17 protein-coding genes are annotated in these 20,606 nt (G+C 38.8%); 5 read left to right on the top strand and 12 right to left on the bottom strand.

Translation table 11 applies throughout. The features are described 5' to 3' along the window. Positions 1–37: 37 nt before the first annotated feature. The 7 genes from BPR_RS05820 to BPR_RS05790 all read right to left on the bottom strand — a co-directional run bounded on the left by BPR_RS05820 (position 38) and on the right by BPR_RS05790 (position 7,206). Positions 38–457, bottom strand: a complete 420-nt coding sequence (locus BPR_RS05820; protein ID WP_013280536.1) for an HIT family protein — start codon at positions 455–457, stop codon at positions 38–40. A gap of 84 nt (positions 458–541) precedes the next feature. Next, a complete protein-coding gene (gene thrH / locus BPR_RS05815) occupies positions 542–1,141 on the bottom strand; it encodes a bifunctional phosphoserine phosphatase/homoserine phosphotransferase ThrH (protein ID WP_013280535.1) in 600 nt (199 codons plus the stop codon). A 49-nt stretch (positions 1,142–1,190) separates the two neighbouring features. Next, on the bottom strand, positions 1,191–2,570 hold the full coding sequence (locus BPR_RS05810) for a TrpB-like pyridoxal phosphate-dependent enzyme (RefSeq protein ID WP_013280534.1): 1,380 nt from the start codon (positions 2,568–2,570) through the stop codon (positions 1,191–1,193). A gap of 196 nt (positions 2,571–2,766) precedes the next feature. Beyond that, a complete protein-coding gene (gene hflC, locus BPR_RS05805) occupies positions 2,767–3,651 on the bottom strand; it encodes a protease modulator HflC (protein WP_013280533.1) in 885 nt (294 codons plus the stop codon). A gap of 12 nt (positions 3,652–3,663) precedes the next feature. Then, positions 3,664–4,602 (bottom strand): FtsH protease activity modulator HflK, encoded by a 939-nt coding sequence (hflK, locus tag BPR_RS05800; RefSeq protein WP_013280532.1) that lies wholly within the window; start codon positions 4,600–4,602, stop codon positions 3,664–3,666. Between the two features lie 109 nt (positions 4,603–4,711). Further along, positions 4,712–5,143, bottom strand: a complete 432-nt coding sequence (locus BPR_RS20960) for a CPBP family intramembrane glutamic endopeptidase (RefSeq protein WP_207636496.1) — start codon at positions 5,141–5,143, stop codon at positions 4,712–4,714. 254 nt (positions 5,144–5,397) lie between these two features. Continuing rightward, positions 5,398–7,206, bottom strand: a complete 1,809-nt coding sequence (locus BPR_RS05790) for a Rossmann-fold NAD(P)-binding domain-containing protein (protein ID WP_042256648.1) — start codon at positions 7,204–7,206, stop codon at positions 5,398–5,400. A gap of 206 nt (positions 7,207–7,412) precedes the next feature. Between BPR_RS05790 and BPR_RS05785 the strand changes: the two genes are divergently transcribed. After that, positions 7,413–9,446: an ABC-F family ATP-binding cassette domain-containing protein gene (locus tag BPR_RS05785; protein ID WP_042256645.1), complete on the top strand. Its 2,034-nt coding sequence runs from the start codon at positions 7,413–7,415 to the stop codon at positions 9,444–9,446. A 54-nt stretch (positions 9,447–9,500) separates the two neighbouring features. Further along, positions 9,501–10,757 (top strand): hypothetical protein, encoded by a 1,257-nt coding sequence (locus BPR_RS05780; protein WP_013280528.1) that lies wholly within the window; start codon positions 9,501–9,503, stop codon positions 10,755–10,757. A 73-nt stretch (positions 10,758–10,830) separates the two neighbouring features. On the opposite strand, the gene BPR_RS05775 is transcribed toward BPR_RS05780, so the two are convergent. Beyond that, complete coding sequence (locus BPR_RS05775; protein ID WP_042256641.1) at positions 10,831–11,730, bottom strand: DUF5688 family protein; 900 nt, start codon at positions 11,728–11,730, stop codon at positions 10,831–10,833. A 102-nt stretch (positions 11,731–11,832) separates the two neighbouring features. Between BPR_RS05775 and BPR_RS05770 the strand changes: the two genes are divergently transcribed. Further along, entirely contained in the window at positions 11,833–12,951 is a 1,119-nt protein-coding gene (locus BPR_RS05770) for an IS110 family RNA-guided transposase (protein ID WP_013280040.1), read from the top strand. 488 nt (positions 12,952–13,439) lie between these two features. On the opposite strand, the gene BPR_RS19705 is transcribed toward BPR_RS05770, so the two are convergent. After that, a complete protein-coding gene (locus tag BPR_RS19705) occupies positions 13,440–15,377 on the bottom strand; it encodes an AAA family ATPase (protein WP_013280526.1) in 1,938 nt (645 codons plus the stop codon). Between the two features lie 130 nt (positions 15,378–15,507). On the opposite strand from BPR_RS19705, the gene BPR_RS19700 reads away from it, so the two are divergent. Beyond that, positions 15,508–15,870: a helix-turn-helix domain-containing protein gene (locus BPR_RS19700; RefSeq protein ID WP_052301803.1), complete on the top strand. Its 363-nt coding sequence runs from the start codon at positions 15,508–15,510 to the stop codon at positions 15,868–15,870. A 111-nt stretch (positions 15,871–15,981) separates the two neighbouring features. On the opposite strand, the gene BPR_RS20955 is transcribed toward BPR_RS19700, so the two are convergent. Continuing rightward, positions 15,982–16,146 (bottom strand): hypothetical protein, encoded by a 165-nt coding sequence (locus tag BPR_RS20955; protein ID WP_167531151.1) that lies wholly within the window; start codon positions 16,144–16,146, stop codon positions 15,982–15,984. A gap of 1,054 nt (positions 16,147–17,200) precedes the next feature. Continuing rightward, a complete protein-coding gene (locus BPR_RS05755; protein ID WP_143754269.1) occupies positions 17,201–18,226 on the bottom strand; it encodes a hypothetical protein in 1,026 nt (341 codons plus the stop codon). A 223-nt stretch (positions 18,227–18,449) separates the two neighbouring features. On the opposite strand from BPR_RS05755, the gene BPR_RS05750 reads away from it, so the two are divergent. After that, positions 18,450–19,568 (top strand): IS110 family RNA-guided transposase, encoded by a 1,119-nt coding sequence (locus tag BPR_RS05750; RefSeq protein ID WP_013280040.1) that lies wholly within the window; start codon positions 18,450–18,452, stop codon positions 19,566–19,568. A gap of 387 nt (positions 19,569–19,955) precedes the next feature. Here BPR_RS05750 and BPR_RS05745 read toward each other — a convergent pair whose 3' ends face one another. Beyond that, the gene (locus tag BPR_RS05745) at positions 19,956–20,357 is read right to left on the bottom strand and encodes a hypothetical protein (protein WP_042256638.1); all 402 of its coding nucleotides are present in this window, start codon (positions 20,355–20,357) and stop codon (positions 19,956–19,958) included. Positions 20,358–20,606: the final 249 nt, after the last annotated feature.

Genomic DNA, 20,606 nt, shown 5'->3' with positions numbered 1-20,606 from the left:
GCTAAAAGCCTATAGCAGCAAGCAAATGATACCAATATCAAAGTGCAGCCTTGATCTTCTCAATCATTTCAGCATATTCTGAATCAGATAAGAATACCTTTTGTGGGTTCATCTCAAAAACTCCGCCCCACTCGAATTCGTCCTTATACTTAGGCACAAGGTGCATATGAAGATGACATCCAGTATCGCCATAAGCACCATAGTTAACCTTATCAGGATTAAATGCCTTGTGAATAGCCTTGGCGGCACGATTAACGTCTGCAAAAAATGCATTTCTGTCAGCATCAGATATATCAACTATCTCACTGACATGATCCTTGTATGCTACTATACATCTGCCCGGATGAGACTGCTCTTTAAAAAGAATAAGCTGACTCACTTCCAGGTCGCAAATCTTGATTCCAAACTTGGCAAGTGGCTCACCACCTACACAATATCCGCAGTTACAATCTTTCATTTCTATAAACTCTCCTAAATAATTCTATTATAGATTTATTATACATCTGTAAGATAGTACTTGCAGGAGTCATTTTTGAACAATTTATAGGTTATTTTTAATAGCTGCAAGAAGATCATCATACTCTTCGAAAGCTGGAAGCTCCGGATAGTCAGCCTTGATCTTATCAGTTGATCTGAATAAAAAGCCTGCCTTGGATGCCTGTATCATTGCAAGATCGTTGTAACTGTCTCCGCTTGCGATGGTTTCATAACCTATAGACTGAAGAGCCTTAACAGTTGTAAGTTTGGACTGCTCTATCCTCATCTTAAAGCCTGTGATCTCACCGTTATCTGCAACTTCAAGAGAATTGCAGAAAATAGTAGGCCATCCAAGCTTCTCCATAAGAGGAGTTGCAAACTGAGTAAATGTATCACTTATGATAATGACCTGAGTGATCTTTCTAAGCTCATCCAGAAACTCTTTTGCCCCCGGAAGAGGATCTATCTTTTTGATAGTATCCTGTATCTCCTTAAGTCCAAGTCCATGCTCTTTGAGAATACCTATTCTCCATTTCATAAGCTTGTCATAATCAGGTTCATCTCGTGTAGTCTTCTTAAGCTCGGGAATTCCACTAGCCTCAGAAAATGCAATCCATATTTCAGGAACAAGTACACCCTCTAAGTCCAAACATACAATATTCATGTCAAAATCTCCTGTCAAAATAGTATCAAACAAAACCACCTTATATAAATCAAAGATTGATCTTGGGAAGTGTATCAAAGCTCTTCTGAAGCTCAGCATCTGTAGGAATGTAGTCCATCATGACTCCATCGTTGAACTTCTGATAAGCAACCATATCAAAGTAGCCAGTACCTGTAAGTCCAAAGAGAATTGTCTTTTCCTCACCTGTCTCCTTGCACTTAAGAGCTTCATCGATAGCTGCTCTGATTGCATGACTTGACTCGGGAGCCGGAAGGATTCCTTCAACTCTCGCAAACTGCTGAGCAGCCTCAAATACTGAAGTCTGCTCAACTGATCTTGCTTCCATAAGGCCATCATCATAAAGCTGGGAAAGAATCGGGCTCATGCCATGATAGCGAAGACCGCCCGCATGATTAGCAGAAGGAATAAAGTTACTTCCAAGTGTGTACATCTTGGCAAGAGGACACACCATACCGGTATCGCAGAAATCATAAGCAAACTTACCCCTTGTAAGAGACGGGCAGCTTGCAGGCTCTACAGCAATTATTCTGTAATCAGCTTCTCCACGGAGCTTTTCTCCCATGAACGGAGAAATAAGTCCTCCAAGGTTTGATCCGCCGCCGGCGCATCCAATGATAATATCAGGCTTAACGCCATACTTATCAAGTGCAGCCTTAGCTTCAAGACCTATTACGGTCTGATGAAGAAGCACCTGATTGAGCACGCTTCCAAGTACATATCTGTAGCCTTCAGTCTTGGTAGCAACCTCAACTGCCTCGGAAATTGCACAGCCAAGACTTCCTGTAGTTCCCGGATGCTCAGCATTTATCTTGCGTCCTATCTCAGTATCCATTGAAGGTGAAGGAGTTACGCTGGCTCCATAAGTACGCATTACTTCTCTTCTGAATGGTTTCTGCTCATATGAAACCTTAACCATATAAACCTTACAGTCTATTCCAAAATAGGCTGAAGCCATAGACAAAGCTGTTCCCCACTGGCCGGCACCGGTTTCTGTAGTAACGCCTTTAAGTCCCTGCTTCTTGGCATAATATGCCTGAACGATAGCAGAATTAAGCTTATGGCTGCCACTTGTATTATTACCCTCAAATTTATAATAAATCTTGGCCGGTGTTCCAAGTGCCTTCTCAAGGAAATATGCTCTTACTAAAGGCGCCGGTCTGTACATTCTGTAAAAGTCCATGACTTCATCAGGAATATCAATATAAGGAGTTGTATCATCAAGCTCCTGCTTGATCAGCTCATCACAGAACACAGGTCTCAAATCATCAAAAGTCATAGGTTTGAGAGTAGCCGGGTTGAGAAGTGGAGCCGGTTTATTCTTCATATCAGCTCTGACATTGTACCACTGCCTGGGTATCTCATCTTCGCTAAGATAAATTTTGTAAGGAATCTTCATTTCTTCACTCATAATACACGACCTTTCAATAATTCTATTATTCTGTTTGAGGTAGGCAAAAAGAAAACCTGTCTCAACAACTGCATGTTGGGACAGGTCATAATTTCATATTTGTTGTTCTCCCCCCAGATTATCTTCAACAGTTTAAACTATTAAAGCACACTTTAGGGGCAAATGTCAAACAAACACTGGTGATTCTATTTAGGTTTCAATTGAAGTTACCATATAGGATCTGAGCAAGCTCAGAGTTCTTATCAAGGATGATAGTCTTCTCTCCCTTAAGTGATTCCTTGAGAGTATCAAGTCCTCTGATATAGCTGTAAAACTCTGCCTTTTCCTCTGTGTCATAAGCCTTGGAAAGAGTCTCCATGTAAGCAGCCTCTCCCTCTGCCTCAAGGACAGCAGCGCTCTTCTGCGCCTGAGCCTTGACGATTGCAACCTGCTTGTCAGTCTCATTGTGGATCTTCTGAGCTTCAGCAGCTCCCTGTGCTGTATAGGATGCTGCAATGTTATTACGCTCTGAGATCATTCTCTCATAAACAGCCTGCTTGTTGTCATCAGGAAGATCAAGGGCCTTGATCTGAGCCTGTATGATAGAAATACCATATCCGGCCATATCAGAGTTTGCCTCCTCTGTGATCAGCTTGGTAAGAGTTTCTCCTCTTGCCTCGATAACCTCATCCTGGCTCATAGATGAAATAGCATTCTTGGTAGCATTGTAGACAGAAGCTTCTATTCTCTCATCAGCTCTTGCACTTACAGCATTAAGAGTCTGAATATATTTAAGCGGATCTGATACTCTCCAAAGAACATAAGTATCTGTGATCATAGATTTCTTGTCCTTGGTGATAACGTCAGATGCAGGAATATCATAAATAATGATCTTACCACTGATTGACTGTGTATCCTCAATAAAAGGTGTCTTAAAGTGAAGTCCGGGTTCTGAAGCGATTGCAATGATCTTACCGAATCTTCTTACTGCTACATACTCATTCTGATGAACCACATACATTGATGAGCCAACAAGAAAAGCAGCAACGAGCAGTACAATTATTACTAATATTTTTCCAAAACCAAATCTCTTCTTTTCCATATCAGGCCTCCATCAATCATTACCGTTAAAGTTATCCAAAGGCAGCATCTGCTGAGTATTTCCATCAGTGATGATAACCTTAAGATCAGGAAGAACTTCTTCCATAGTCTCATAGAATAATCTCTTCTTGGTGATGTATGGCTGAAGCTTGTACTGCTCATACATCTCATTAAATCTGGCAACCTGACCTTCTGCCTCTGCTATTCTGGCCTGCTTGTAAGCTTCAGCATCCTGAACGATCTTATCAGCATCAGCTTCTGCCTTGGGAAGCTCCTCGCTCTGATACTTCTTGGCATTATTAACTGCTGTATCCTTGCCCTGCTTGGCTGTTTCTACAGACTTGAAAGCCTGAACGATTTCCTCTGTCGGTGGTTCTGCATCCTGAACAGAGAGGTTAACTACCATCATACCGATATTGCTGTTTGTGAGCTCATTCTGAAGTTTCTCTTTAACCTCAGCCTGGATCTGGCCTTTGGCAGTAGTAATAACATCATCAACTGTGTAATTAACCACAGTATTTCTGATGCAGGCAAGTGCCATATTCTTCATAATAACTTCCGGATTGGAAGAATTATAATAAAATGCCACAGGATCACTTACCTTATACTCCAGATAGAAATCAATATCTACAAAATTAAAGTCAGAAGTGATCATCACTCCCTCATCATCAACAGTGATATTCTGTCCATCCTTGATATAGTATCCGATACCCACACCATGAGTTGTCATATCTATAGTATGCACATCCTGAATAAATGGGATTTTAAAATAGAGTCCGGCAGTGTCAACTCTGAGCACCTTACCAAACATTGTGAGAACAGCCTGTTCCTGTTCCCTAACAGAATAAAAACTCTCCCCCACGCACAAAAGAGCTAAAACGGCGATAACAATTACTATTATCAGCTTGGGATTAGCCTTGGCCTTGGGCGCATTACCTCTTTTTCCTAACATACCTCTTCTCCTTATAAATATATGTGCTGAATAGTTGATCTATCCAAAAAAGCCGGCATATTTCTATCAGAAACATACCGGCTTGTATTATACCATAAACCTTAATAAACTATCTATTCATTATCCTGCCTACAGCATAAACAATAGAATATATATTGTCATAAAACTCAAAGGCCACATGAGCCATTACCGAAATATAAATATTTCTCGTAGCAACATAAGCAATCGTAACCGGAATCGCCATTAAGATCCATTCAGCTATTCCCAGTACCCCGTGCGCTCTTGTAACTGCGCATAAAATAAGGCTCACAAGAGTAAGTACAAACACTCTTTTCTTACTGCCAAAAGAAATAATGGCTTTCCTAAAGAACAGTTCCTCTGCCACAGGCTTCATGACTATCATCATAAGTGCATAAAAAAATGTTGGCAAAATATCATTACGCGTAATGATACTGACTGTCCCGTCCCTGACTGTCGCAAAATACGGCTGGATCAGTCTATTCTTGATATCATTAGCAAGCATCAGGCCTGCAAAAGTCAAAATAACGGGAATCCAAAATCTCTTTATTCTGCTAAGATTACGTGCAAATTTGCGGAATGAAAACTGCTTGTGAAAATAATAAAAATAAATAAGCAAGCCCAGATAAAAAACAAAAAACAGATGAAAAGCCTGCATCGGCAAAATAATTGTCGAGATAACAAAAAGCAGCTCCCAAACTAGTGGTATATATAAACGTCTCAAAGCAAACTCCTTTATTGTGAATCCACATCTCATATATTATATAAGTCAGGCTCTTATTTTTCAAGGAGTCCTTTGATAACAAGCACATTATCCCGGTCTTTCTGCTTATAATCTATATCTTTTCCCATAATACTATTCTCAATATCAGAAATCTCATCAAGCTCATCCCAGGTCACAAGGCATACATGCCTCTTGCCCTCAGCATCTTTGGATACTCGCTTATTCCCGGATGTCTGTGCATTCCTCGCCCTCTTTTTAAAGGTCTCAATATCCATCTTCTTATAGCCTGACGCATAATAAAAAGCATTCCATCTAAGATGCTCAGATTTAGCAAGGTTTTCCAGAATTTCAGCCGGTAATTCCTGGCCATTACATAGCCCGAGCCTGTTTAAAAGCGCAGCCTGATAGTCCGCTGAAGCTCTCGAACTCATCCTGTCAAAATAGTTACAGTCTGCCCAGTTCTTTTTAGCAGAAGCGCTGTTGTTCATGTAATAATGATTAAGCTTTTTAGCCAGATCATCCATCATTCCGTTATAGAGAATATTAGCATCAAAAATACTATATCTCTCAACAAGGCTGTTAAGTTCATATTTAGCCACGCAGTCATTACAGCACTGATAAACAGGGAGCGAAGCGCCTCTTCCTCTCATAAACTCAAGGATATTCATGGCTATTTCACGTCCTGTGCGGTCATCTCCTACAGCTACAGCTATATACTTAAGTTTATCGATGTTCTCTTCAAGATACACTGCAAGTTCTCTGCTGCGTCCATCATGATTTTCAAAAGAAATATCATAATTATCCAGTAAAGAGCTGAACCTCGCTCTGAAAAACCCATCTGTTCCACGTCCGTTCTTGTCAAATACCTTGACTTTGAAGTTGCTGCCCTCAAACTGGCCATTTATTACTATCTTTTCAAGAAGCTCCTGTCCCTTTCTGCCAAAGCCTATCAAAAGTACATTGGTATCACAGGTTGCCCTTGCATTTTCATCGAAAGTAACCGCATTGCAGATAGGATATTTCTGCATGAGAAGCCTTGCAAGAAGCTCTGCCTTTTCAAAGACTCTTACAGTTCCATAGCCATATTTATCGCCCACAGCCTGGAGCATATCTCCGTTATGCTCTTCGTAGCCATAAAGGATTACTTCTGTCTGCTCCGGACGTACTTTGGCCTTTTCAAGAGCTCTCAGGATCTTGGCCGCATATTCAAGATTATCATCTATATTTCCGGACAGAGCGCAGAGCCTGAACTTACTCTTACCGCGCTTTACAGACAATCTCTGAAGAAACTTGGCATCAGGATTTAGAGCCTGGCTATCTGAAAAAAGAAGTCCGCCCATCTGGCTGATCTGGCTCTCCTTGCCATTAGTACTGGTTCCCACATAGACTATTGAAGTATGGTCTTTATCAGCAATATTTCTGCCATATGAAAGGGAATTATCTGTAATTCCATATATCAGCTCGACATCATTGATATGTAAAAAGAAAGTTCTGATCTTCTTGAGCATTCCCTTGGCAACAGTCATTATGATGGCACTGGCAAGAGAATAATAAGCAAGAAAGTGAACGCCCCAGAACAGTATCATCCACTTGGAATCAGCCCCAACAAGCTTCTCAAAGGCAGAGACATTATTAATTCCCGCAAACATCCTGCCAACATCAACTACTGTCTCAAATATTGCAGCCACAAGGTTAGTTGCCTCATGTGCATGTGCCGTTCCATAAATAGCTATTCCGCCCACAGAAGCTATGCCAAAGGTAAAGCCAAGCCATCTCTCCCTCTGCTCCTGATTAAATGCAAGATACAATATGACCGCAGCAAACACCGCCGCAGCAAATAGCACCACAACAATATATTCCATACAATCTCCATCTCCCACTATATTTCACGACTTCCCGTGAGCCATTCCTCTCTTGCCCACAGAAATCATACATCCCACATCATACCACATTTCTGCCGCCAAATCCGCACCTTAAAACTTTTCTTCCACCTAAACTGATTCTTTTACAGATTGGGAATTACATGCTAAAATGTGGTGTTAAAAAACTTATTTGGGAGTCTTATATTATGATCCTTTCGGTACATAACATTAATAAGTCGTTTGATGGCAAGGATATTCTCAGGAATGCCTCTTTTCATATAGAAAAAGATGAAAAGGCCGCCATCGTTGGTATAAATGGTGCGGGTAAGACTACACTTATAAAGATAATAATCGGTGAATTATCAGCTGATGATGGGGATGTTACTTTTTCTAAGGATATCACCTGGGGGTATCTTGCTCAGAACCAGAATATCGACTCAGAGAACACGATTTATGAAGAACTCGTAGAAGTAAAAAAAGATGTCATAGATCTTGAAAATAATATCCGTCTTGCTGAAGAGAACATGAAGCATGTCCAGGGAGCAGAACTTGAAGCTCTTATGGACAGATATACCAGAATGCAGGATGAATTCCAGCGTAAATCTGGTTATGCCTGGAAAAGCGAAGTAACAGGTGTTGCCAAGGGTCTTGGCTTTCTCGATGAAGAGCTTGATAAGAGGATCAGCACCCTTTCAGGAGGTCAGAAAACAAGAGTTGCTCTTGGTAAGCTTCTTCTACAGAAGCCTGATCTCATCATCCTGGACGAGCCCACAAACCACCTTGATATGAACTCTATCAGATGGCTTGAAAACTATCTTCTCAACTATAAAGGCGCTGTACTTATTGTCTCTCACGACAGATATTTCCTTGATAAGATATCAGGCAAGATAATCGAAGTTGAGAATACAAGAGTTACCTCTTTTACCGGAAACTACAGTACCTATGCTGTTAAAAAAGAGCAGATGCGAGCTATAGAGTGGAATGCCTACATCAAGCAGCAGGCTGAGATCAAGCATCAGGAAGAAGTAATTGCCAAACTCAAATCCTTCAACAGAGAAAAATCTATAAGGAGGGCTGAGAGCCGTGAAAAGATGCTTGATAAGATAGAAGTTCTCGACAAGCCCATAACAATTGATGATCGCATGAAGATAAGCCTGACTCCTTCCTGCGAAAGTGGTAATGATGTTCTGACTGCAACCGGGCTTTCCAAGTCATTTGGTAATGAGCACCTCTTCTCAAATCTTGATTTTGAGATCAAAAAAGGCGAGCATGTCGCAATCATTGGTGATAACGGTTCAGGCAAAACAACTCTCCTTAAAATAATAAACGGAGTTGAGAGCCTTGATGCCGGTCAGATTGATTTTGGTGTCAAAGTTCATATTGGCTACTACGATCAGGAACATCATGTTCTCCACGATGAAAAGACCTTGTTCGAAGAAATATCAGATGCATATCCTACACTCAACAACACAGAGATCAGGAATACTCTGGCTGCTTTCCTGTTCACCGGTGATGATGTATTCAAGCGCATCGGTGATCTGTCAGGTGGTGAAAAGGGACGTGTAAGCCTTGCCAAGCTCATGCTCTCTGATGCCAATTTCCTCATTCTTGATGAGCCTACAAACCATTTGGATATCACTTCAAAAGAGATACTTGAAACAGCAATTTCAGGCTACACCGGAACTGTTCTCTATGTCAGCCATGACAGATATTTCATCAACAGAACCGCCACAAGGATACTGGATCTTACACATGGACAGTTTGTAAATTACATTGGTAACTACGACTACTACATGGAGCATGTCGATGAGAAGATGCAAAGGCTCTTTGGTACTTCCGGGAATATAGGAAATGCCACTCTTGGAGATGGAAGCTATAAATACGCAAATGGAGCTGCAGACTTAAATGATTCTGACAATGCATCAGAAAGCGCATCTTCTCTTTCTTCAAATGCGCAATCTTCCGATGCTACCGCAGGCGGTGCTATGGACTGGAAGGCTCAGAAGGCTCTGCAGGCTCAGAAGCGCAAGCTTGAAACAGCTCTTAGTAAATGTGAGGAAGACATTTCCAAACTTGAAGGCAGGGACGGTGAGATCACAGAGCAGCTTTCAGATCCATCAGTCGGAACTGACCTTGCCAAGCTTCGTAAGCTCACTGATGAGCAGACAGAAATTCAGGATAAACTCTCTTCTCTTTATGATGAATGGGAAAAGATATCCTCAGAACTTAGTGAGTTTTAATCGAGAGCTCCGGATAAAGACTTAATATTATTACATCAAAGGAACTAGCTTATCATGTTTTTGTTTTATATTATTGTTGGACTACTCATTTACCTTTTTTACCTTATTTTCCGCTATTTTCAGGTAAAGGCCAATGCATTTAGCAAGGATGAAGTTATAAAGGCTGCAGGAAGACAGGCAAAAAAACTTGAATATGTTGATCCCGAAATAACCTGTGATTTCTGCGGTTGCAAGATTGATACCAGAAAATACAAAGTCTGCCCCCACTGCGGAGGCCCCTACGATAAGGATATCGAATGGACCAGCAGGCATGAGGTTGAAGAAGCTTTTGTAGAGAGAGAAACACTACATCTCATAAGTAAGCGCCAGCAGAAGGCTGCCGAAGAAAGCGGTAAAATACTTGCAAGAATAAAGAGAAGTATTTTTATAATAGCTATCCTCAATCTTGCAGCTATAACTGTTGCTATAATCTACTTAAATAACGCCAGAAACAGCCGTTATATGGGTAAAACTGAATTAAACGATACCAAATATGAAAACTATACAGAAGCCTCTTATAATATCGTAGGTGACGGAGTGTTGTTCGATGATGGTCGCGTAACAATCACTCTTGAAAAATTCTATGTTTCTGACAGAGTAAGGGATAACGAAATTGACGGATACAAATATGGCAATGTCAAGGCCGCAATTCACGTAATAAACAGACTAAACAGCGATATACTTGTCACTATCAATTCAAACTCAATAAACGGAAACTCTCAGTCCTCATATTACATATCAACCTATGATTACTTCAAGAGAAATAGCGATTCTGTGATATATGAGAAAATATATGAAATGCCATATCAGTCTGTTTCTGAAATTATTTTTTCCAGAGTATCGATCAGTAATGATGACTTCACTTACAATGAGGCTGCTGAAACTCCCATCTGCATACGCACCGATACAGACTTTAGCTACACTCTTCCAGTAAAGCAAGACGCTAATCTCATCTTCACAAGTGATAAGGCAGATGTATACTCTATTTATACAGAAGAAGACTATAACCCTCGTTATTTACTCTACGTTGTAAACAAGACAGATAAAGACTACATGATCAAGGGTACAGAAGTTAAGATAGCAGGAGACGAACACGGACTATACTGTTTCTCCGAATCACAAGTTCCGGCTGGCTACACCTTTATATCTAACATACATTCTTACGATGCTGAAGAAGATATCAGCAAAAAAGACTGTTCACTTTCTATCTTCTTCTCCTGCGAGGAAGACCCAAGATATGACTTCTCTACAGGATATATTTCTCTAAAATAGAATGAGACAAAAATAACAACCACTGGCTATCTATCAATAGTCAGTGGTTGTTCCAGACTGTAGACAAAATGGCCTACACTTCAGTAAGCTCTCCAGTATCTACGCTATACTTATATATTTTCTCAGTCAGCATTTCACCCAATGGAAAGTATTTATTCATATCAATAAGACGTTTTTCTAAGCTCGCAGCATCATTTTGTGAGCATTTATGTACATGAAAATCTTCAGTTGAAGTAAATACTACATAATAATCCTCTCCGCCTAGCATTTCGGCAATCTTCTCTTTTACTCCAGGGTAAAAGAAACTAGTTGCACCATTCTGAGTTCCATAGGCAACAAATGTGTCTTCGCCTAAGTTTCCAAGCCTGATATTTTGACTATTATTCATATAGTCTCCATCACCTTGTGTTATAGTCTTTATCTTTAGAGCATATTCAACGCCGTAAACCCTTGGCGGAAATAATCTTCTTGTATTTTCTAACCCAATTTCAATCACTTCGTCTTCGGTAATACCCCAAGCCTTTAAAAAATCTGCTGAGATTTTAAAGAAGCTTGTTATTTTGCTGTTTGAAAATATCAGGCCATTCACAGAAAGCACAAAATCACCTATTTTTCTGTATACTCTGTCCTCCAATTCATTTTTGTGCAGCTCATAATTTAATACTCTTACTATTATATTATCTTTCATGATATCAAAATCAGAAATTTCGTCCCTAATTACATCTGAATACCCGCATAGCTCTATATTTTTATCAAAGATCGATTCCACATATTCCCATCCCCCATCATTAAAGGATTCGATCAGATAATCTATCTCCTGCCTCACAGATGAATCACCTTGTTTTTCAAGGAGTATTATGTCCCCACCTAATAACTCCTCTTGATTTTTAAAGTATTTTAAATTTGTTTCTTTAATAAATTCCAACTCTTTTCGGTCCTCAGATGTATATCCTTCTTTTATAATTCTAGACAATATGTAATGACCTCCACTATGTAGCAACGTGGATTTACCTGTATACTAAAGATGTTGAGTCAATGGTAACAGGGATTACCGCATACAAAGGGAGGTCACTAAATGAATAATATCACAGTTTACGTAGGAATGGATGTACATAAGGAAAGTTTTACTCTCTGCGATTATTTAATCGAAACAGAGAAGGCGTCTCATACAAGGCGCACCCACGCTGATTACAAGGAAGTCCTAAAATATCTGGAATTCCTTAGAACCATCTACGGAAATGATACAAACTTTATATGCGGTTATGAAGCCGGATGTCTCGGCTATACTTTATATCATCAGTTAACTAATCATAACGTTAACTGTGTGATACTTGCACCAACCACTATGCTTGAACCGCGTAGTGGCAAAAGAATTAAAACTGATAAACGTGATGCTGAATTGATTGGCAAATGTCTGGCTCAGCACAATTACAGTCCTGTTCATGTTCCTACTTCTACAGATGAAGAAACAAAAGAGTTTCTCCGTATGAGAGATGATCATAAGCTTGCACTCAAGAAAGTGAAGCAACAAATACTTTCGTTTTGTCTTCGCCACGACTATCGCTATGAAGGAAAAAGTCACTGGACAGAAGCTCATGTGAACTGGTTAAAATCATTAAAGCCTGAGGCACTGTATAAAGAAATACTCGATGAATATCTGCTGACCTACATAAACTTGAGAGATAAGCTTGAACGTTTAGACAAGCGAATAGAAGAACTTGCTTTAAAAGATGAATACAGAGAGCCTGTTAAAAAACTCTGCTGTTTCATCGGGGTTCAAACTCACACAGCACTATCTGTATTGGTTGAAGTAGGTGATTTCAAACGTTTTGCATCAGCCAATCAGTTTGCTGCATATCTTGGACTTGTGCCTGGTGAAGAATCCAGTGGTGATGAAAAGTCAAGGCTTGGAATCACAAAAGCCGGAAATCGTCATGTTAGACAGCTTCTTATAGAATCATCCCAGTCATACAGCAAAGGACAAATCGGACATAAATCAAAAGCACTTAAATCCCGTCAGATTGGCAACTCACCTCAAGTCATTGCATATGCTGATAAAGCTAATGAAAGGCTAAGACGCAAGTTTTACAAAATGGTTCTTGGTAAAAGCAAGAAACACAATGTGGCTAAAACTGCAATAGCAAGAGAACTTGCCTGCTTCATGTGGGGCATGATAACCGATAATATAGCATGATCAGGTATAACATCGCGCCTCCGATATCAAGGCCAAGCCGCCGTGGGCGGTGCTTCGCAGCCTTGACATCTTCACCCCGCTGTTATAGCGGGTAATCAAGCAGATGTAAGATGGCTTACGCCATTTACATCTGGCCACCAACAAGTACCAACTGAAGACATCTTGAAAGGGCTTCGGCCATTTCAAGGTTAGAGCTATCTACGATAAAACTATGTTGGCACAGAGAAATTTGTGATCCACGCAACTAGACGGTAGAGCTCACGGCGGACCATTGACCTGTCGGTAACCAATCCACGTATATCAGAGTGGCCAATGCCGGGAACTGATACCCCGAGGCTCTTTCAAGGTGCCTTCAGCAACAATTAAATATGTTTGTGGTGATTCCAGTCATTTTTTGCTTGACAGGAGGTCATTACATATCAGTTTTATACCCTAATGACCCATATTTAGCATTCAGCCTTTCAGACAATTGTTCACAAAATTTTTCTTTAGTCATGCAATCCTCCAAAGTCCTGCCCTGAAAGAACAAATAGCTCCTTTGTCAGCTGTTTTACAGGCAACTTACATATCCTGCTAGATTGCCTGATTCTAGCTCTTTCAAAAGCATTTCTTACAAATCTTCCATTACCGATACTTGTAACAGTACTATTGATATAATTTTCAAAAGCTGAGCGAACATCATCTGCTAAAGTGTAATGGTTATCTTTTGCCATTTTCGTCAAAATCTCAAATAACTCATCGTCAGAATAATCCGGGAAATCTACAAAAAATGAGATTCTACTGGACAGACCACTATTTACTTTTAAGAATTCTTTCATTTCTTTCTTGTAGCCGGCAAAAATAACCACAACGTCATCTCTGTTGTTTTCCATCTCTTGGACTATAGTATTAATTGCTTCAGTTCCATAACTTCCTTTTCCTTCCCCATCTGCAAGAGAATATGCTTCATCAATAAAAAGCACACTTCCCTTTGCCTTTTCAAAGTAACTCTTTACATTTGGTGCGGTTTGTCCTACATATTTTTCTACAAGATTCGCACGTCCAACTTCAATCAAGTCACCTTTTGATAGTATTCCCTTTTCTTTAAATATCCTGGCCATTATTCTGGCAACTGTAGTTTTGGCTGTCCCTGGATTTCCCTGAAATACCATATGCATTCCAATATCTTTAAGTGACGAGTATTTCTCTTTCCTCAACTTCTCCATTTGATAAAAACTAATAATATCCTTGCATAGAGTCTTTACATTTTTAAGTCCAATCAACGACTCAAGCTCATGGTATGAAGGGCAACTCAGTTCATCAACATTACTTAGGTTTATAATATAAGTTGTATATGCTGGGTAATTTTTCCTGATATTATATCTATTCAAGTACCACTTTCTAAAAGCTGCAATAAGCTCATCCCTTAAATATTTTTTACCGGGTTCCAGAATTTCATCATAATAACTATCTATGAGTACGACGTCGTTTTCCTCAGCTATTTGATCAAGAAGTTTTATTGCTTTAGCTCTTTCTAACTTGCCATCAGATATCACAACAAATGACCAAAAATCGCAAATTCTCTTTATCACGCTAACTCTAGCGTCATCTGCTTCACACAAGTTAAAAATTACCGTGTATTTCCCTTTGTATTTTCCGGGTTCTGAATAAACAGAATTAACAAGCACTTCAAAGTCATCATTGACCGTATCATCAAGATTAACTATTACAAGTCCTCCATCAAGGTTATTAAGATTTCCTATCCTATAATTATTCTTATCCCGTGGCTTTATATTATTTCGTGATATTTCGAGATACCGCCTGGATGTTATCCTCTTATATTTTCGCAGCCTATATATAAGATCTTCATTTATTTCATCAATCACCTTCCTGTTATTGCTATAAACTAAATAGTGAACTGGCCTGTCTACATCATCCCTTTCTGTATTCTCTGAACATCTGATTCTAGTCAGTTCATCACTTGGAATAAAGCTATACGCCTTCTCTACAGGTTCTATGTTCGTATCAAAAAGCTTTTCAGGAATAACTTCCTGCTGTAAATCTATCTTTAAAGGATTATAAGCCAGCTCTAAATCTGAATATATATTCCTGGCAAGCCTTAAGTTTTCCATAAAGTCATAAAAAGAACTCTCTAAAAATTCCTGTTCTTCATTAGGCTCTTTATTCTCAAGTCCTGCCAAATTAAGAAGTTTCACCATATAAATCATCTCAGCTGTCTTCAAATTATTTATGTCCAAATCATTTCCTTCGTACATACAAATAAGATAAATATGCCTACAAGTGACCCTTGAAACCAAAAAATGGATTTTATTAGCAGATGTATTCCAGTAATCCTGCATCAGACTTCGAGCTGCTTCTATCAAATCTGTTTTGTTACTTTTATTATTCTGCCCATAATTAATCTTCCTCTTAAAAAACTTCATCATACCTCCATATGCCTAAATATTTCGTCTATAATATATGTCTATGACATATGATAAATATTAAAATGTTTATTTTTAATTGTCAACCATGTATAATAATTTCATTAAATAAATTGGAAGGCTAACAGGGAACATGAAACCAGTTCTAGATACAAAAAGATTAAAAGAAATGCGCGAGGCAAAAGGCTGGAGCAAAAATCGTTTAGCTGAAGAAGCTGGTATACTTCAAAGCGCATATACCAGATATGAAAGTGGCGAGCGTTCTCCCTCTGCTTCTGTAATCAGGGTATTATCCCTTGTTCTAGGCACTTCTGTAGAATATCTCACTAATAAAATAGATGACAAGAATCCTTTGGATTATATAATCAAAGACAGAGATAAACGGCTACGATTCATAGTTGAAAAATATAGTGATCTTTCTGAAGAGCAAAAAGACAGAGTCTACCTCTATGTAAAGAAAATGCTATCAAGTACTTCAAATAAGAATAAAGAATAACAACATTCTTTGGATTACAAGGCAGGTAAACACAAAAATCCCAGTGCGCACAATTTCATATCTCATCCATGCTTTGCACTGGGATCATTAATTTCATTATTTAATTATCTATCATTCTTTTTCAGTAGTTATATCATCTCTTAGCTCAAGAACCTTGTCCAATGGAAGATTTGTATCATGCGCAATCACATTTACATCAATTCCACTTCTCAATAAGTTCTTCGCAATCTTTATTGCTGCTTCTTCGTAGAAGAGCTGTTCAACTTTCGTCATCATCAGTGCCTCCTTAATTCTTTCTGCGTCCTCATATCTAATAATCTTATCTGTGAACACAGTAAGACATTTCAATACGAAGCGCAAATATACAGTTTTATTCAGAAATAGAATGTGCTATTATATAAGCATAAAAGGGTGCCACCGATAGACGGTTGGCTCTAGTTTATAGTTTCAGATCAAAGAAGACCGTCGACTTTGCTAGAGTGACAGCGGTCTTTTTTGATGCTTAGTTATCAGTTCCTGAACCCTTGCAAATACTGATGATTGTTACAATGGTACTTATAATTGTAACAACAATGCTCACAAGTGTTATCGCTGTCTCTATCATCAATGTTGCCCTTTCCAAAATCTTCTCATAAGCAATCCCTCCTAATTACTGAGAGCCCTCAGATCAAATCTGGCAAAGAGCCAACCGCCCACCGAAAATGGTAGCACCCAGAGAACATTATATAGAACGCTTGTTCTATATTCAATAATTATTATATCGTCCATATGCTACCAGTAATACGGTGTTGTTCACTTCTAAAAGATATGAACTTTTTATAAGAGAATCTTTACTTCTTTAGCTTCAATCATCTTGTCCACATTATCAAAAAGAAAACCAAACAGTTCTTCCATGCCTGCTTTTTTCAATCAATGTGCGTGGTGACAGGCAGTGTCCGTTTCTTTGAACAACAATGTGCGGTGGCAAGCACCAATGTGTAGACAAATGCTTAGTTATAATTCTTGTATTCAATAGCTGCTTCTATTTCTGCTTTACCACACAGATGAGAACATCCGTAAAGTTGCCAGAGATCGTGAAGATTTTCTCCGTTATCAGGCCAAACGATAAGAAACAATAAAAGCTCTTACTGATGAAGTATCTACTCTTGCTGATGAGAATGCTTCTCTTACCTCAAAGAATACTACCCTTGAAGATGAGAATGCTCGTCTCCGTAAACTTCTTGAAGATAATGGCATTAAACCATAATGCTCTAATATTCTATCCACGGTAACAGATACTGATGTTGAATTATTAAAGCAAGGACTAATTCCTTTAGCTAAGAAATCCGCATCACTTACACTCAAGCAAGGAAAAGCCACCATTTTCCGCATAAATATAATAATTTGTATTCAAGCTAAGAATAGTATCTCTACCTACCTCATCACACAAAATCCATTTAGCCTTATTAGATAACATTTGCGCTCTTATTTCTTCAGCAATACTGGCATCATACATACTGTGCCAAGGCTGTATAGAAAAATATTTATAGCATGGATCTATATCTTTTAATACATAAACCGGTTTCAGATCGTTACTACCATAAGTAACAAAAGGCTCTTTTTTATCAGGAATCATATCAACAAGCTCTTCCCAAGGTTCGGTGCAATAGTAGGAATAGTTTCCATATACAAATATATGTGCAATAAAGTCATCCAAAATAGCTGTTTTGCAAAATGAACCTACAGAAAACAAGAGCGTACATATCGCTATAAATATAGGAACATTTATTTTAGCCCCTATCAGAATTTTATTCCGATACAGTTTTTCTATCTCATAGCATAATAAAATGACCTGAGTAGCACATACCATAGGGTATTGGACAAATAAGTCATTTGACATATAAAAAAACAGTTCTATTCCAAACGTGATAAATGAGAATGCAAACTTTGCATATTGCCTGTTAAACCAGTTGACTACTGCAACAAGCAAAATAGAAAATACTGAAAAATACAAATGAAAAAAACGTACGATATCTCTCGCATTTGATTCAATAATCCATGGTCTTCGAAGAGCCGCATACTCTTTATTATATGTAATCATCGCAAAAAACATTTCTGCAGTGCTGCCTTTGATCAAGAAATAAATACAAAATGGTGCCACTACAATCCCCATTGCAATCACAAAAAACATTATATTTTTTAACAAATTTGTAAATGCTTTACTACGGATGCTCACCAAAATTATTACTATAGCCCCTCCCACAAGAGGCATAGCATTAGTTGCTCTTGTCAATAAACATATTCCACAAGTGATTCCATAAAGTACAGTATCCTCGGGCTCAAGTAAAGCATTTCCTGTGAAATCATAGTTTTCCATGAACTTGTAAATTCTGATTGTTGACCATACAACAAATGGCAGACAATATTCCTCTACAAGATTACCACTCATATAATTAACGCTAACAGTTATCAAAAAAACCGAAACATATACTAGACAATATGTAATGACCTCCACTATGTAGCAACGTGGATTTACCTGTATACTAAAGATGTTGAGTCAATGGTAACAGGGATTACCGCATACAAAGGGAGGTCACTAAATGAATAATATCACAGTTTACGTAGGAATGGATGTACATAAGGAAAGTTTTACTCTCTGCGATTATTTAATCGAAACAGAGAAGGCGTCTCATACAAGGCGCACCCACGCTGATTACAAGGAAGTCCTAAAATATCTGGAATTCCTTAGAACCATCTACGGAAATGATACAAACTTTATATGCGGTTATGAAGCCGGATGTCTCGGCTATACTTTATATCATCAGTTAACTAATCATAACGTTAACTGTGTGATACTTGCACCAACCACTATGCTTGAACCGCGTAGTGGCAAAAGAATTAAAACTGATAAACGTGATGCTGAATTGATTGGCAAATGTCTGGCTCAGCACAATTACAGTCCTGTTCATGTTCCTACTTCTACAGATGAAGAAACAAAAGAGTTTCTCCGTATGAGAGATGATCATAAGCTTGCACTCAAGAAAGTGAAGCAACAAATACTTTCGTTTTGTCTTCGCCACGACTATCGCTATGAAGGAAAAAGTCACTGGACAGAAGCTCATGTGAACTGGTTAAAATCATTAAAGCCTGAGGCACTGTATAAAGAAATACTCGATGAATATCTGCTGACCTACATAAACTTGAGAGATAAGCTTGAACGTTTAGACAAGCGAATAGAAGAACTTGCTTTAAAAGATGAATACAGAGAGCCTGTTAAAAAACTCTGCTGTTTCATCGGGGTTCAAACTCACACAGCACTATCTGTATTGGTTGAAGTAGGTGATTTCAAACGTTTTGCATCAGCCAATCAGTTTGCTGCATATCTTGGACTTGTGCCTGGTGAAGAATCCAGTGGTGATGAAAAGTCAAGGCTTGGAATCACAAAAGCCGGAAATCGTCATGTTAGACAGCTTCTTATAGAATCATCCCAGTCATACAGCAAAGGACAAATCGGACATAAATCAAAAGCACTTAAATCCCGTCAGATTGGCAACTCACCTCAAGTCATTGCATATGCTGATAAAGCTAATGAAAGGCTAAGACGCAAGTTTTACAAAATGGTTCTTGGTAAAAGCAAGAAACACAATGTGGCTAAAACTGCAATAGCAAGAGAACTTGCCTGCTTCATGTGGGGCATGATAACCGATAATATAGCATGATCAGGTATAACATCGCGCCTCCGATATCAAGGCCAAGCCGCCGTGGGCGGTGCTTCGCAGCCTTGACATCTTCACCCCGCTGTTATAGCGGGTAATCAAGCAGATGTAAGATGGCTTACGCCATTTACATCTGGCCACCAACAAGTACCAACTGAAGACATCTTGAAAGGGCTTCGGCCATTTCAAGGTTAGAGCTATCTACGATAAAACTATGTTGGCACAGAGAAATTTGTGATCCACGCAACTAGACGGTAGAGCTCACGGCGGACCATTGACCTGTCGGTAACCAATCCACGTATATCAGAGTGGCCAATGCCGGGAACTGATACCCCGAGGCTCTTTCAAGGTGCCTTCAGCAACAATTAAATATGTTTGTGGTGATTCCAGTCATTTTTTGCTTGACAGGAGGTCATTACATATCAGTTTTCTTATAATGCTCTTCTCACTAATAAATTCACTCAAGTATATAACCCCTGTTAAAGATATCATCATAAAAAAAACTTGAATTATTACTACACCATAACGAGTATTATTGCCAAGGAAATAACCAATCATATCAACAAAAAAAATAAACGGACCTTTATGATCAAACATATCTTTATATGGAATAATCCCATGAAACCAAGCTTTGCCCATAGTTAAAAACTGAAATGAATCATGCCCCATGGAAAAATAAGGATATAAGGGAGAAGTGCTTGCTGAGAGAACTAATACATATGCGACAGCAAACAATAGACATATAGCACACCATGTTAATACTTTTTTAGTTGGCAAATTATGATTTTTCAATTTCTCACCCCCAATATAACAATGGCTATGGATTGATATTTTATCATATATTTCTCCACTTTATTACGCTTATCATCATTTACCTTATACTGCACTATCCATGACTTGACCACAACTTCCTTGCTTCCCTTGAATATCCTCTGCATATATCTCGATACCAGAAATTCCAAACAGAAGTAAAAGAAAACTCCTAACGCCAGATGATTTCATAATCTTAAGAAAATCTTAAAGAATTTCGATGCTAAATCT

This window comes from Butyrivibrio proteoclasticus B316 (assembly GCF_000145035.1).
Lineage (GTDB): Bacteria > Bacillota > Clostridia > Lachnospirales > Lachnospiraceae > Butyrivibrio > Butyrivibrio proteoclasticus.
Note: the sequence above shows the minus strand (reverse complement) of the source record. Positions and strands in the feature narration are given on the sequence as shown.